15 protein-coding genes are annotated in these 14892 nt (G+C 62.0%); 6 read left to right on the top strand and 9 right to left on the bottom strand.

Features of this window, described 5'->3' with window-relative positions:
* Positions 1–537: 537 nt before the first annotated feature.
* The 8 genes from ACM530_RS00185 to ACM530_RS00150 are packed head-to-tail and all read right to left on the bottom strand — an operon-like array spanning position 538 to position 6698.
* Positions 538–1497: a metal ABC transporter solute-binding protein, Zn/Mn family gene (locus ACM530_RS00185; protein WP_416364020.1), complete on the bottom strand. Its 960-nt coding sequence runs from the start codon at positions 1495–1497 to the stop codon at positions 538–540.
* Complete coding sequence (locus ACM530_RS00180; protein WP_242193598.1) at positions 1497–2396, bottom strand: metal ABC transporter permease; 900 nt, start codon at positions 2394–2396, stop codon at positions 1497–1499. Before ACM530_RS00180 ends, ACM530_RS00185 begins: the two co-directional genes overlap by 1 nt.
* Positions 2393–3139, bottom strand: coding sequence for a metal ABC transporter ATP-binding protein (locus tag ACM530_RS00175; RefSeq protein WP_369302629.1), 747 nt, complete (start codon positions 3137–3139; stop codon positions 2393–2395). Before ACM530_RS00175 ends, ACM530_RS00180 begins: the two co-directional genes overlap by 4 nt.
* Positions 3136–4056: a metal ABC transporter substrate-binding protein gene (locus tag ACM530_RS00170; protein WP_242193593.1), complete on the bottom strand. Its 921-nt coding sequence runs from the start codon at positions 4054–4056 to the stop codon at positions 3136–3138. The genes ACM530_RS00175 and ACM530_RS00170 overlap by 4 nt, the downstream gene beginning before the upstream one ends.
* A 20-nt stretch (positions 4057–4076) precedes the next feature.
* A complete protein-coding gene (locus tag ACM530_RS00165; protein ID WP_416364019.1) occupies positions 4077–4637 on the bottom strand; it encodes a DUF6162 family protein in 561 nt (186 codons plus the stop codon).
* Complete coding sequence (locus tag ACM530_RS00160) at positions 4634–4963, bottom strand: hypothetical protein (protein ID WP_404487498.1); 330 nt, start codon at positions 4961–4963, stop codon at positions 4634–4636. The genes ACM530_RS00165 and ACM530_RS00160 overlap by 4 nt, the downstream gene beginning before the upstream one ends.
* Positions 4960–5499, bottom strand: a complete 540-nt coding sequence (locus ACM530_RS00155) for a thiamine pyrophosphate-binding protein (RefSeq protein ID WP_145165945.1) — start codon at positions 5497–5499, stop codon at positions 4960–4962. Before ACM530_RS00155 ends, ACM530_RS00160 begins: the two co-directional genes overlap by 4 nt.
* Complete coding sequence (locus tag ACM530_RS00150) at positions 5499–6698, bottom strand: PepSY-associated TM helix domain-containing protein (protein WP_416364018.1); 1200 nt, start codon at positions 6696–6698, stop codon at positions 5499–5501. Before ACM530_RS00150 ends, ACM530_RS00155 begins: the two co-directional genes overlap by 1 nt.
* Before the next feature lie 291 nt (positions 6699–6989).
* Here ACM530_RS00150 and leuC point away from each other — a divergent pair, with 291 nt between their 5' ends.
* The 6 genes from leuC to ACM530_RS00120 all read left to right on the top strand — a co-directional run bounded on the left by leuC (position 6990) and on the right by ACM530_RS00120 (position 13955).
* Complete coding sequence (gene leuC / locus ACM530_RS00145) at positions 6990–8408, top strand: 3-isopropylmalate dehydratase large subunit (protein ID WP_416364017.1); 1419 nt, start codon at positions 6990–6992, stop codon at positions 8406–8408.
* Positions 8405–9019, top strand: a complete 615-nt coding sequence (gene leuD, locus ACM530_RS00140; RefSeq protein ID WP_369302623.1) for a 3-isopropylmalate dehydratase small subunit — start codon at positions 8405–8407, stop codon at positions 9017–9019. The genes leuC and leuD overlap by 4 nt, the downstream gene beginning before the upstream one ends.
* A gap of 431 nt (positions 9020–9450) precedes the next feature.
* Complete coding sequence (locus ACM530_RS00135; protein ID WP_416364016.1) at positions 9451–10605, top strand: KamA family radical SAM protein; 1155 nt, start codon at positions 9451–9453, stop codon at positions 10603–10605.
* Positions 10606–10625: 20 nt separating this feature from the next.
* Positions 10626–11996: an ATP-grasp domain-containing protein gene (locus tag ACM530_RS00130; protein ID WP_416364015.1), complete on the top strand. Its 1371-nt coding sequence runs from the start codon at positions 10626–10628 to the stop codon at positions 11994–11996.
* Positions 11997–12000: 4 nt separating this feature from the next.
* A complete protein-coding gene (locus ACM530_RS00125) occupies positions 12001–12726 on the top strand; it encodes a 2OG-Fe dioxygenase family protein (protein WP_416364014.1) in 726 nt (241 codons plus the stop codon).
* Positions 12723–13955: an MFS transporter gene (locus tag ACM530_RS00120; protein ID WP_262206521.1), complete on the top strand. Its 1233-nt coding sequence runs from the start codon at positions 12723–12725 to the stop codon at positions 13953–13955. The genes ACM530_RS00125 and ACM530_RS00120 overlap by 4 nt, the downstream gene beginning before the upstream one ends.
* On the opposite strand, the gene ACM530_RS00115 is transcribed toward ACM530_RS00120, so the two are convergent.
* Positions 13936–14850: a LysR substrate-binding domain-containing protein gene (locus ACM530_RS00115; RefSeq protein ID WP_218570672.1), complete on the bottom strand. Its 915-nt coding sequence runs from the start codon at positions 14848–14850 to the stop codon at positions 13936–13938. The genes ACM530_RS00120 and ACM530_RS00115 overlap by 20 nt on opposite strands.
* Positions 14851–14892: the final 42 nt, after the last annotated feature.

Genomic DNA, 14892 nt, shown 5'->3' with positions numbered 1-14892 from the left:
TATTGGGGCTGCTTCGCAGCCCAACGCGGGGCAAGCCCGCTCGCCACAACACGCGCGCGGTCAGTCCGGCATCAGCGTCTTGGGCGGCATGATGCGATTCATGTGGGGGGGATGTGGTGTGACTTGGTGGCTGGTGGGTTGGGTGTGGCGAGCAGGCTTGCCCTGCGTTGGGCTGCGAAGCAGGCCCACAGCCTGCAAAGGGGATTTGCCTGAAAGAAACGCGGTGGCTTTATTGGGGCTGCTCCGCAGCCCAACGCGGGGCAAGCCCGCTCGCCACAACACGCGCGCGGTCAGTCCGGCATCAGCGTCTTGGGCGGCATGATGCGATTCATGTGGGGGGGATGTGGTGTGACTTGGTGGCTGGTGGGTTGGGTGTGGCGAGCAGGCTTGCCCTGCGTTGGGCTGCGAAGCAGGCCCACAGGCTGCGACGGGGATTTGTCTGAAAGGAACGCGGTGGCTTTATTGGGGCTGCTTCGCAGCCCAACGCGGGGCAAGCCCGCTCGCCACACAAGCATGCTCGCCACAACATGCCCGCTGTCAGTCAGGCATCAGTGTCTTGATCACCTGATCCACGTTGCCTTCCAACTCCGCCACCGGGTCGGTACCGTCGACGTTCAACACCAATAGCTGCGCACCGGATGCCGTCACTGCTGCTTTCACCGCTTCGCTCGGTTGACGATGGTGCAGCACCACGGCCACGTCGCTGTCCTTCAAGCTGGCGGTTAACCCCTGTAGCGCTTCGGGTGTCCAGTCTGCGTCCGGCCGTGCATCGGTGCTGACCACTTCCAGGTTCAAACTGCTGACCAGGTACGCAAAGTGATCGCTCAGGCTGACCACGCTCAGGTTATCGGCCTGCGCCAGTCGCGCTTCGCTGTCGGCGTTGAGTTTGAGCAGGCGTTGCTTGAGGGCGGCGAGGTTGGCATCAATCGTCGGTTTGGCATTCGGCGCCAGCCGGCTCAGGTCGGCGGCCATCACATCGGCCATGCGCCCCATATTGTTGCTTGACTGCCAGGGCTGGCTGTTCAGCCCGTCGGTGCTGCCTGGTTGCACGGCAATGCCCGGCAGGCCGCCGTCCACCGGGCGCGCAGCGTCGATTTCGACGATGCGGATATTGCTGCGCCGCGCCACCGGATACAGCGGGTCATCCGACCACAACGAGCGCAGGCCGATGGCGGCGTCGGCGTCCAGTGCCAGGCTGTTCAACGCGGGTGCGCCACGGCCGGTGAAATAAGACACTTGCCGCGAGCCGGGCAAATTGGCGGGGGCGGCGCGTTCCAGTTTCACCCCGGTGCCTTTGAGCAGCACCTCGGCCAAGCCGTAAGTGATGGGCAACGAGGCCAGGACTTTGACCGGCTTCTTTGCTTTGGTCAGGGCGGCATGGCCGAGACCTTGGTTGACTTTGAAGTCGTTGGGATTAAAACCATCGACGGCGGCCAGCGCCGAAGTGCCGACCAAACAAGCGATGGCCAAGGTCAGTGGGCGAAAAAAAGGGCGCATTATCCAAGATTCCCTTTGAGGCTGGGCACGGTGCCGCGCGCGATGGCGGCGAAGGCGAAAGCGATACCGGCGACCAGAATGATCGCGGCGCCGGACGGGATAGGCAGGTCGAAGATGATCGGCAGCAAGATGCCGCACAGCGTGCTCACGGTGGCGATCACGACCGACACCCAGAAAAAACCTTTGAGCGACTGGCTCAGCAGGCGCGCCGCCGCGGCTGGAATCACCAGCAGGGCGCCCACCAGGATCGCGCCGATGACCTTGACCGCCGCCACGGTGATCAGCGTCACCAGAATCACGAACAGGTAGTCCAGGGTCTTCACCGCCACGCCGCGCACGGCAGCCAGTTGCGGGTTGAAGCTGGCCAGCATGATGCGGTTGTACAGCGGCAACGCCAGCGCCATCACCAGCGAACCCACCACGGCCAGTACCAGCAAATCATTGCCGTTGACCGTCAGCACCGAACCAAACAGCACGTTTTCCAGAATGTGCACGTTGATCTTGCCCGCCAGAATCAGCAACAGGCTCGCGCCCAACGCCAGCGACACGGAGAGGAACACGCCGATCAAGGTGTCCGGCGCCAGGCCGGTGCGGTTGCGCAGGTAATTGAGCAGGATGCCGAACAGCAGGCAGTAGCCGAACAGTGCGCCATACGGCCCGGTGTAGGGCTCACCGAGCAAAATGCCCACGGCTACGCCGGTCAGCGCGGCATGCCCGACCGCTTCGGAGAAAAACGCAAAACGCTTGACCACCACCAGCGTGCCCAGGCCACCCAGTACCGGGCCGATCAGCAAGCCGGCGAGCAAGGCATTGACCACAAACCCATAGGCCAGCGCTTGCGGCAGATAGCCGGAAGAGGCCCAGCCCTGGACCATCAGACGAAACGCTTCATAACTCATGGTGCCGGGCTCCGTGGGTGAGTGGAGAACAGGGTCAGCAGGCGATCGGGTGTCAGCGCCGCTTTCGGCGCGGCGTCGAACAGCACGCGACGGTTCAGGCCAGTCACACGGTCGGCCAGGCGACCCACGGCTTCGAGGTCGTGCTCGATCCACAGCACGGTAATCCCGGCCAGGCGCCAGTCATTCAGCAGGCGTTCGAAAACCTGGATGCCGGCTTCATCGAGCGCCGACATCGGTTCATCCAGCACCAGCAGGTGCGGAGCCGGAATCAGGCCCTGGGCCAGCAATACACGCTGACGCTCGCCGCCCGACAACGCGCCCATGCGGCGTTTACGTTTGTCCTGCATGCCCACCCGCTCCAGTGCCTCGCCGATTGCCCCGGCGTAGTGCCTGGACAGACCGAGAAACGCCGGGCGCCGTTGACACATGGCGGCCATGAAATCGTCGACGGTCATCGGCAAGCCACGGTCGAACTCCAGCGCCTGGGGGACATACCCGATGGTGCCGGGCGTGGCCTGCCAGTGCAGGCGCAAGTGGCCCTGGTGCGGCATTTGCCCCAACAGGGTCTTGATCAGCGAGCTTTTACCGCCGCCGTTCGGGCCCACCAGTGCATGGATGCTGCCCGGCTCTACCTTCAAGCTCACACCGTCAAGAATGGTCGTGCGGCCCAGGGTCAGCGATACCGTGTCGAACTCGATCGTCGGGCCAATGCTGGCCACCTTCAGCTGCTCCGCCGCCGTCATGCCCCGGACTCCTGAATCGCCCGCACCACGGTGTTGAGGTTGCCGGTCATTTCCACTTCGTACTTCTCAGGCGTGTATTGGCCATAGGAAATATGCGACAGCGGGTAAAGTTTCACGCCGGATTCGCGCTGGATGGTCTCGACATAGGTGGACGGGAAATCCATCTCCGAGAAGATCACCTTCACATCCAGCGCGCGCAGTTCGTCGATGGTCTTTTTCAACTGGCTAGGGCTTGGTTCGATGCCGTGGGCGGGCTCGACCACAGCCGTGACTTCCAGGCCGAATTCGCGCAGCAGGTAGTCGTAGGCCGCATGCACGGTGGCCACGCGCAGGTCGGGGTTGGGCGCGCTGGTCAGCTTGGCCAGGGCGTCGGCGCGCATCTGGCGCAGGCGCTTGCCGTAGGCACGCGCGTTCTGGGTATAGGTCCTGGCGTTGTCCGGGTCGAGTTTGCCCAGCTCGCGGGCGATGTTGTTGACCTGGGCAATCGAGGCGCTGATCGACAGGAAGGTGTGCGGGTTGACCACCTTGCCTGCACCGCGCGCGGCATTGCCGGTGGCAGCCAGCAGTGGCACGTTGGCGTTGGCCTCGATCACCGGGATGTCCGGGCGCTCGCTGGTGGCGATCATGCGGTCGGCGAAATCGTCATGGCCGACGCCGTTGAGCACGATCACGTCGAGGGTGCCGATGCGCTTGATGTCTTCGGCGCGCGGCTCGTAGGCGTGTGGGTTGAAACCCGCCGGTATCAATGGCACCACCTCGGCCTTGTCGCCGACGATGTTGGTCACGTAGCTGTAATAAGGGTGCAGGGTGATGCCGATGCGCAGGCGTTTGGCCGCCTCGGCGTTCGCCAAAGGCGCCAGCAGCAAGCTGAACAGGCTGACCAGCAACAGGCGCAACAGGGGAGATGAAATAGACATGGGCACTCGGTCTTCTCGGGTCAGTGACGGTGCTGGCGCGTGACGCCGGCATCGAATTGCGCGACCACCTGCTGCCAGCCGGCCGCGATCAGCGCCTGGTCAGAGAGGTCGGAAGGGGCGGCGAGGTTGGCCTGGCGGTTGAGCCAGATATCCGGCTCGGCGCCGTGCACGCGCATCAGCAGCGAGCCGCTGATGCTGGGCGTCTGGCTCACGCCCAAGTAGGCCGAAGGCTCCAGCAATTGCCAGCGATGGTCGCCACGGCTGACCGAACTGGCGTCCTGGGCAAACGGCGCAAACCCTTCTTCGGCCAATTGTCCAGGCGTCGGCAGGGCGCCTTGCTCCTGTTGCAGCAACTGGATTTCATCCAGGGTCACCCGCAGGTCGGCGTAGATGCCTTGCTCGGAGGCACTGAGGTCGCGGCGTGCATCCAGCTGGTGGCTGGGCAGCGCTGCAACTTCCTGGGTTTCACCGTGCAGGGCGACCACCGAGCCTGCCACCGCCAGGATGATCAGGCACAGCAATAGCACGTAGAGGGTTTCGTGGCCGGCACCGGCGGGGCGTACAACCTGTGTGGTGCTCATTGAGGTTGGATATCCGCTTGGTCGATTTCCACCACGTGACCGGGGCCGGCATCAAACAGCACATAGAACTCGGCCGAGGGCTTCTTGAAGGTCAGCGTCGAGTCCTGGCCGAGCTTGCCGGGCAGCAGGATGGTTTCGTCGTAGCCGATCACGTCCAGGGTCACGCCCGGGGCGCCGCTGCCGTCGGAGAAACCGCCGGTGCACTGGATCTGCTCGCCGGGGATTTCCTTGCATTCGCACATCGGGTTGTGGGCGAGGGCGGTGGTACTGAAGCCGGCGCACAGCAACAGCGCTGCACCGGCGCGGGTCAGGCGCATCAACGTCATGGTTTGACTCCTTGCTTGTTCAGCCAGGCAATAGTGGCAGGCGAGGCCTGGCTCAGCGGAATGGAACCCTGGTGCATCGTGCCGTCCCAGCCTTCCATGGTGATCCACAGTTCGGCGTCGGCCGGCGTGCGTTCCGGCACCGGCAGGGCGGCGCCCATGCGGTACGGCGTGCCGAAGAAGATCACTCCGGCGGCGCGCAGGCTGCGGGGCTTGCCGATACGCAGGTAAGTGGCCTTGACCTGCTCGGCGCAGGTGTCGCACAGGGCGGCATTGAAAAATTTCATCGGGCCGGCCGGGTCCGGGCGCGGGCCCTCATTGCGGAATTCGGCGAGTTTCAGGCTCCAAGGCCCGACCTGCACGTCACCGACCACTCGCTCACCAATGCCGGTGTCGCCGCGAAACAACGCGGCATCGGCAAAGTACTTGGGCATGAACCCCAGCGGCACCAGCAACAGCAGGATGTTGATATGAAACCGCCATTTCAGCCAAAAGGCGCGCAGCGGCGAAGGCGGTGTTGCAGCACTGACCTTGCTCATTATTTGGCCTCCGAGGTTTCAGCCTGCAGGGCTGCAGCGGCAGCAGGCACACGTTGGGTCTTGGCTTCGCGCTTGAGGGCATTGAGGGTCGCCAGCGCGGTGCGTTTGGTCCAGATCAGCAGGCCGCTCAACACCATCATGCTCAGCACCAGGCCGAAGAACGCCCAGATCAGCTTGATCCACAGCCCGCCAAAGTCGCCGGTGTGCAGCGGGCGCATGGATTCGGTGACGAACTCCAGCGTCGAGCGATCGGAGAGCAGATGCGACACCGCGATTTCACCGCTGTAGGGGTTGAGTTGAGCGGTCTGGAACATCAACGGGTACCAGCCGCGCCCGCCGATTTGCAGGTGGCTGTAGGCGTTGAGCGGCAGGAACACGAATGTGGCGTCCAGCCCGGGAATGCGTTGGGTGGCGATTTCGATGGCTTCGTCCAGCGCGATCATCGGTGCCGGCACGCCGGGCGCCGACATCGGCACTTTCTCGCGGGCAATCACTGGGACGATCGGTTCGCTGGAGATGGAAATCTGGTTGTCGCCCAAAATCGCCTGGATCAAGAACCAGGTGCCGGTGATGGAAATCACCGCGATAAACCAGATCGACCAGATACCGCTGAGGCGATGGAAGTCGCCCCAGAAGATTCGCGCGCCGTGGCGGATGCGCAGGGTAGGGCGCAGAAACCCTTTCCAGAAGCGTTTGTAGACGACCAGCCCGGTTACCAGCGACGCCAGCAACGGCAGGCCGAGCGCCGAAACCAGGTACCAGCCCCAGCTGAAGCCGTTGGTGAACGGCACCAGCCACCAACCATGCAGAGCGCGGGTAAATTGCTTGAAATCGAACGACGGGCTGATGCCTTGGATCGCCCCGGTGTACGGGTTGACGTAGACCTCCACGGAACGCCCGTCCGGGTAGCTGAGGTCGACACTCAGCGCAAAGTGCGTTTCATCCGGGCGGATGATCGATTGCACGATCACCTGGGGTTCTTCGCGCTTGATGGCGGCAATCACCTGGTCAAAGCTCAGCATTTGGGCATCATCCGCCGGCTTGCTCGCGCGGATATCCGGGTTGGCCAGCCAGACGATTTCCTGGCTGACCACCGCCAGGGTGCCGGTGACGCAGACGATCAGTACAAAAAACCAGATGGGCAATGCCAGCCAGCTGTGTACGAGAAACCAGAGTTTTGAGCGTGACTTCTTCGACATGTGAATGCGGGTCTTGATCGGAGAGGGGCGAAGGAGGCCCGGAAAAGGCCGGTCGTAGCTTTTGCTGACGCGACGGGCTGTATCTAAGTTAAGACGGATGAGGTCTGGAAATCCCTAACCCGGATATGAAAGAAAATGTTTCAGGTTTCCATTCAAAGTGCTGACAGGGCCTTCATCGAACACGAAACATGTTCCAAGCCATCACCCGGTCGCCATTGATAGGGCCCAAGGGCTGCGTAGGATGGATTTATACCGTTGAGCCCGCCTCCAGAAACGTGAGCCCTGAGAAAAATGACTGCCAGAACCCTCTACGACAAACACATCGATTCCCACACGGTGTGCCCCCTGGATGACCAGGGCCATGTCCTGCTTTACATAGACCGCCAGGTGATCAACGAATACACCAGCCCCCAGGCCTTCAGCGGCCTGCGCGATGCCGGGCGTGAGGTGTGGCGCCCCGGCACGGCGCTGGCGGTGGTCGACCATGTAAACCCCACCACGCCCAAGCGCATCGCGGCGATGCCCGACGCAGGCGGGGCGCGGCAAGTTTCGTACCTGGCCGAAAACTGCCGCGATTTCGGCATCGAGCTGCTGGATATCCTCGACAAACGCCAAGGCATCGAACACGTGATTGCCCCGGAGCAGGGCTTTATCCTGCCGGGCATGGTGATCGCCGCCGGCGACAGCCACACCACCACCTACGGTGCGCTCGGCGCGTTCGGGTTTGGCATCGGCACTTCGGAGATCGAGCACCTGCTGGCCTCGCAGACGCTGGTCTACAAACGCCTGAAAAGCATGCGCGTGACGGTTGAAGGCGACCTGGCGCCAGGCCTCACGTCCAAGGACGTCATCATGGCCTTGATCGGCAAGATCGGCGCCTCCGGTGCCACCGGCTACGCCATCGAATTTCGCGGTTCCACCATCGACGCGTTGAGCGTCGAGGCACGCATGACTATCTGCAACATGGCGGTCGAAGCCGGTGCGCGCGGCGCCTTCATGGCGCCGGACGAAAAAGTCTTCGCCTACCTCAAGGGCAAACCCCGCGCGCCCAAGGGCAAGTTATGGGAGCAGGCACTTGTGGGCTGGCGCCAACTGCATTCGGACGCCGACGCCGTGTTCGACCAGGAAGTGCACCTGGATGCCCACACCCTGGAACCCATGGTCACCTGGGGCACCAGCCCCGACCAGGCTGCGCCGATTGGCGCCCGCGTGCCCGACCCGCAGGACGTCAGCGACCTGATCCTGCGCCAGGACATGCGCCGCGCCCTCAACTACATGGGCCTGGAAGCTGGCATGCCGCTGAGCGACATCGTCATCAGCCATGCGTTTATCGGCTCCTGCACCAATGCCCGCATCGAAGACCTGCGCGACGCTGCCAGCGTGGTGCGCGGCAAACACGTGGCCGAGCACGTACGGGCGATGATCGTGCCCGGCTCCACCGAGGTGCGCGACCAGGCCGAAGCCGAAGGGTTGGCGGCGATCTTTATCGACGCCGGCTTCGAGTGGCGCCAGTCCGGCTGCTCGATGTGCCTGGCGATGAACGACGATGTGCTGGCCCCTGGCGACCGCTGTGCCTCCAGCACCAACCGCAACTTTGAAGGCCGCCAGGGCGCCGGCGCGCGCACGCACCTGATGAGCCCGGCAATGGTCGCCGCTGCCGCGATCACCGGCCGCCTCACTGATATTCGCCACTTTGGAGACCGTGCATGAGCCTGCAACCTTTTACTGTGGTCACCGGCAAGGCCGCGCCGATGCTGGCGGCCAATATCGACACCGACGTGATCATGCCCAAGCAGTTTCTCAAGGGCATCGACCGCAGCGGCCTGGACCGGGGGCTGTTCTTCGATCTGCGCTTTCTGGCTTCCGGCGAGCCCAACCCCGCGTTCGTGTTGAACCAGCCGGGCTGGCAGGGCGCATGCTTCATGGTCGTCGGGCCCAACTTCGGCTGCGGGTCCAGCCGCGAGCACGCGGTGTGGGGCTTGAAACAAATGGGCATTCGCGCGCTGATCGGCAGCAGTTTTGCCGGGATCTTTTATGACAACTGCCAGCGCAACGGGGTGTTGCTGATCACCCTGGACGAAGCGCTGCTGCACACACTCGCACAGGCTGTCAGCCAGGCAGACCAGGCGCAGATCAGTGTCGACCTGGAGGCTCAGCAGATTCGTCTGGCGGATGGCCAGGTCATTGCGTTCCAGATCGACACCTTGCGCAAGACCGCACTGCTGCTGGGCCTGGATGCCATTGGCAGCACGTTGCAACGCAGTGAACACATCAAAGCATTTGAACGCGAGCATTTGGCTGCCAACCCTTGGCTCAGTTGATAAACACGTAGTTATATAAGTAGCCAACACAGCGCCCTCTTTAATAAGAGGGCGTTTTTGTGTGCTATTTACTTTTCAAATAACAGTCATTAAATGCCGGCTTCGCCCATTATTACGGGGGGTGTGGCCAGTTGAAAGAGTAATCCCGGAAAAACCACAAGGGTATTGGGTTGACACCCCGCAGACCATCGGCTTAAGTGGGGGCTGGCTTGGAAAGTCAGCACATTATAAGAAAGGGAAGTTAATACTATGACCGTTGAGTTAGTGAGTGGTTATGTCTCTTGGGTGTCGGTGATCACGTTAATAACCTGATTGCGCGCGCTCGCCTGTAAACGATTGTCTTTGTTGCAGATATTTATGTTGTTCCGGTCCAGGAATGGCAGGCATTTATCTGCCCTTAACATAAGTTAAAACACAGAGAGTACATACTCATGTCGATTTTTGATCAGGCCACCCATCGCTCGGTTCAATGGCAAGATTGGCGCTGGCAGCAAAAGAACGCCCTGCGTGATGAACCGGCCTTGCGCATTGCCTGCGGGGGGTGGAGTGAGGAAATAACGGCGCATATCGAGCACAACTTGCAAGACCGCAAGATGCAGATCACGCCTTATTACATTGACCTGATCAAGCGCTCACTCACCAGCGGCCCGATAACCGACCATCCGCTGTGGCGCCAGGTAGTGCCGTACTGGAGCGAGCAGGTGGCGGGCGATTACGACGGAACGTCGGAGAACTGGGAACTCGGGCATGAGATGAAAACGCCCATCTGCCAGCACAAGTACGACAACCGCGTGATCCTGCGCATGACCAACACCTGCAATGCCTATTGCCAGTTCTGCTTTGAAGCACTGCGCACCTTGCAGGTCGGCACGGACAAGCCCAACGCCAGCACTGACTCATTCAAGGATTCGGTGGCGTACATCCGCAGCAACCCGGCAATTGAAGAGGTGATCCTCAGCGGCGGTGACCCGTTGATGCTGGCCGACCGCAGGCTGGAAGAAAACCTCGCGGCGTTGCGTTCGATCCGCGACGACCTGCTGATTCGAATCCATTCACGGGCGTTGAGTTTCAACCCGTTCCGGGTAACCGATGAATTGGTGGCCATGCTCAAGAAGTACAACGTCAATGCATTTGGGGTGCACGTTTGCCACCCGCTTGAACTGACGGCTGATTTTGCGGCGGCGGTTAAACGTATTCAGAGTGCCGTGCCGATAGTGTTCTCCAACATGCCATTGTTGCGCGGCGTCAATGATGATGAAGCCACCTTGCATAAACTCTTTATTGATCTTTATCGTCTGGGCGTAAAACCGTATTACTTGTATCACTTCATGCCGTTTTCGCCGGGGGCGTCCGAATATAAAGCCTCGATCAGCCAGGCGATCGCTATTATGGATCGTCTTAAACGGCGCGTGTCGAACATTGCCCTGCCCGAATATGTACTGCCGCACGCACAAGGCAAGTTTACGGTGCCGTTGCTGGACTTTGAAAAGCCTGAAGACTTGCCCCATTTTGAAGTGCACGACGGGCAGCGCCATTATCGTTTCCGTAATTGGGAAGGGCACTGGTGCACTTGGCAGGATGCCTGAATTAACTCACGGAAGAGGCAATGATGGTCATGAAGCAAGAGGCAGTTCTTTTTATTGATGTCGATGACAGTGCCACGGTGCGTTACAGCTACCGCGAGCCGCACTTTGCGGTCGCCCGCGCACAAGGCCTGGCCTGCTTAACCGCCGGGGTCGTGGGGCGTCATCACCTGCAGCGGCTGCGCGACGACAGTGATGAAGTGTTCCTGCTCGACGCCTTAAGCGAACAATCGATTCTGGACCTGGTGGGCCGGCTGGACGGGCGTTACCAGATTCGCGCGATTTTCTGCCAGGCCGGGCACCCGTCTGCATTGGGCGAAGTGGGTTGCATCGTTGCAAACACCTGCAAGCGCCTGGGGCTGGTGCACAGCTGTGCCGAGGCGATTGCAGCGTGTAATAACAAGTACCTGATGCGCAGCGTGCTGCAAAAACATGGGCTGCGCTCGGTGCCGTTTGCGCTGTGCAATAACGAGCAGGCGCTTCAAGCCGGCGCCGAGCGGGTGGGCTATCCGCTCATTGCCAAACCGCCTTTTGGCGGTGCGTCGGCCTTTATCAAGAAGTGCTCCAACTGGGCCCAGTTGCGCAGCCATTACGCGCAGTTCGTGAGCGGCCACGGCGCGGCAGCTTACGCGGATTTCTACGGTTGCGCGCACCGTTTGCCGGCAGTCGACGGGCAGGCGTGCGAGTACATTCCGGGGCGTAGCATCCTGCTCGAAGGCTACATCCCGGGCATTGAGGGCAGCGTGGAGTGCGTGGTTGTCGGCGAGCGCAACCATGCGCTGCTGATCAACGAGAAACTCATGCTGACCGAGCGCAGCGGCACAGTGTTGGAGAACCTGCTGATTTCTCCGCCGACCTCTTTCACGGCCGAGCAGTGCGAGCAGATCCGCACGTACGCCACGGCATGCCTGCGCGCGGTCGGGCTGACCAACGCGGTGGTGCATTTTGAATTTCGCATGACCGATCAAGGCCCCGTGGTCATTGAGATCAACCCGCGCGTGGGCGGGCTGTATGTCAACGCGGCGTTCCGAGACCTGGCCGCGATCAATCCGTACCAACTGTATCTGTCGCTGCTGCTGGGCGAGCCGGACGTTAACGCGCAACTGGAGGCTGGCGCGCACAAAGTCGCCAACGGCAACCAGCACTACGCGATGCTGGCGATTTACCCGGAGCACAGTGGCCGCTTCAAGGGGATCGAGGGCGTGCAGTTTCTCGATCATCACGCCGCGGTACTGGAGTACGCGCAACTGGACGCTGGCCACTGCCTCGACGCCGATATCGAGGAGCACTATTTGCTCAAGTGCTGGGCCAAGGTCGACGGTGCCGCCGACGCCCACGCCGTGCATGACGCGATCAGGCACAACCTGCACGTGATCATCGAGGATAAGGTTTAGCGCTATGGACATCCCACAGATCTCAGCGCATTTGCGCGACCATCACTACTGCCATCGCCGCGACTATGGCGCGTTGATCGGCGTTGAGCCCGGGCAGGAGCAGAGCTTTCGTGCCTACTGGGCCAACCTGGTGCGGGACGAGGCATTCAAGGCATACACCCACCGCGAGCGCCGCATCCTGCGCTATCGTTTATTGCCTTCGCGGCAGTTGCAGCTCGACCGCAACACCGCGTTTACGTCGCCGGTCACCTACGCCGTCAATTATCGGCAGGGCGTGAACCATTTGAGCTATTGCGAGGACGGTTTTATCGAGCACCCGCTGATGCAGAAGCTGTTGGCCACCGACCTTGCGGTGATTGCCCCGCACTTGGGCGAGCAGGCGTATACGATCGATATTCACCAGTTCCGCGTTCGCGCGGATGGGCAATCGAGCAGTCCGACGACCTCGGGGATTCACCAGGATGGCCTGGACTGGGTGTTCATGCACTTCATTGGCCAGAGCAATACGGTGCCGGTGGTTTCGGAGGTATTTACCTCGCCGGCCGAGCAAAGCCGGGTGTTCAACCTGGCGATGGAGGCGTTTCTGGAAACCATCGTGATCAACGACCGTGGGCTCTACCATCGCGCCAGCGATGTGCGGCCCCATGCCGATGCGGCGCCGGCCTGGCGCGACGTGCTGCTGGTGAGCCTGCGCGGCGTGCCGACTGACGAAGAGGCGCAATCTGCATGAGCCATGATCCGCAGCTGACCCTGTCGACCCGCAATGCCCGCTTGATCATCTTTGCGCGCGGCGTGTCGGATTTTGGCGCGTTCCTCAACCTGGTGGCGCTGTCCACTTACGTTTACTGGCTCAGCCAGAGCGTGGTGTTTGTCAGTGTGTTTCTGGCGTGCCGCGTCACCGGCGGGATAGTCGCCAGCCTGTTCGGCATTCCGTTTTTTCGGCGTTTTCCCGGACGCAGCACACTGGCCGGGCTGGACCTGGCCAGGGCATTGCTGCTGTTGCCGCTGCTGGTGCTGATACCGGCGTATCAGCTGCACGTGCTGCCCTTTATCGCGTTTGGCATTGGCTTGTGCAACTCGCTGTTTGCCATTGGCCTGAACAGCCAGCTGCCCACCTGGGTCGCGCTTGAGCAGCGGGTGAGCACCAATGCGTGGATCACGTCGGCGGCGGCAACCGGTGCGGTGTTCGGCAGCCTGCTCTCCGGGTTGTTGATCGCCACGGGAGGCTTCGAGGCGGTGTTTGCCGTCAACATTGGCACCTACGTTTTGGCGGCCTGCCTGATCCTGCCGTTGCGCGCGTTGTTCTCGGTCGCCGTTGCCGTGCACCGCGGGCTCGCGGCTGAATGGCGCGAGCTGACCCAAGGCCTGCGCGGCGCGCCCGTGCTGGCGGCGATGTTGTTGATCAGCATGCTCGACACCCTCGGCAGCGCTGCGCATAACGTCGGCTGGCCGGTGTTGTCGCAGTACATTTCGCCAGACACGGCCAAGACCGTCATGGGCTATCTGCTGGCGGTGTGGGCGTGCGGCAAGTTTGTCGGTGCGCGCATTGCCAGTGCGCTGTTGAAAGGGCGTGGCACTCAGGCCATGGAGCGCCTGTTCATGCTGGGCGTGGCGCTGATGTCCAGTGGCTTTATCCTGACCTTCCAGCAAACCGAGCTGTGGCTGGCGCTGCTGTTGGTGGTGTGGGCCGGGCTGGGCGATGGTGTGTCCGAGGTCGCGTTGGTCTCACGCGCGCAAAGCGAACCGGATAGCCTGCGCTTGCCGCTGTTCAGCCTGTTGACCCTGATCCAGATGGCCGGCTTCGGGGTGGGCATGCTGGTGGTGGGGCCGTTCTACCTGACGTGGACGCCGGCCCAGGTGATCGTGTTGTTCCATGGCCTGCCGCTGACCGCGTTGCTGGTCATGACGGTGTGGCTGGGTTACAGCGCCCACCGGAGCGTCAGATCGACAAGCCCTTGAAGTGCTCCTGCAAAAACTCCACGCAGGCTCTTAATTTCCCGGAGTAGGCCAACCGTGTCGGGTACACCGCCCACACGTTGGCACTCTGGGTGCAGTCGTGCAGCACCTGCACCAGCTTGCCTTGTTCCAGCAGTGGCTTCACATCCCACATCGAGCGCAGCAATACGCCGCGCCCATCCAGCGCCCATTGCAACACGATCTCGCCGTTGTTGGAGGACAGCGGCCCGCGCACGCGCACGCTTTCGGCGGCGCCATCGCGCTCCAGGTTCCAGATGCCGAAGGCGTTGTCGCGCTCCTTGAGCACCAGGCAGTCGTGCTGCTCCAGGTCACTCAACTGCTGCGGTGTGCCGCGCCGCTTGAGGTAGGACGGCGCGGCGCACAGCACGCGGCGATTGCTCACCAGACGTCGGCCGATATGCTGGCCGGGGATGTCATCGCCTACGCGAATTTCCAGGTCAAAGCCCTCGCTGACGATATCCACCACGCGGTCAAACAGGTCCAGGCGAATTTCCAGGTCCGGGTATTGCTCGGCCAACAAGGACAGGGCAGGCGCCACATGGTTACGACCAAAACCGAAGCTGCTGCACAGGTGCAGGTGGCCACGCGGGCTGTCGTGGGCGTCAGACAGCTCATCGGCCAGTTGCTGGAAATCTTCGAGGATGCGCACGGCCCAGCGCTGCACCCGCTCGCCGTCTTCGGTCAAGGCGATGCGGCGGCTGGTACGGTGCAGCAGGCGCGTGGCCAAGGTGGTTTCGAGGATCTGGATGCGCTTGCTGACGTACGCAGGCGACAGCCCCAGTTCATCGGCGGCGGCGGCAAAGCCGGCCTTGCGGATCACGGTCAGGAACACCCGCAGGTCTTCGGGTAGGGGCACGGTATCTTTCTTATGGGTCATCAGAAACAGACGTGGCGGCATGAGCCGCCAGAATAGCACCGG

Source organism: Pseudomonas sp. NFX183 (genome assembly GCF_047943075.1).
Taxonomy (GTDB): Bacteria; Pseudomonadota; Gammaproteobacteria; order Pseudomonadales; family Pseudomonadaceae; genus Aquipseudomonas.
The sequence above is the reverse complement of the archived record's forward strand: the minus strand, read 5'-3'. Positions and strand labels throughout refer to the sequence as shown.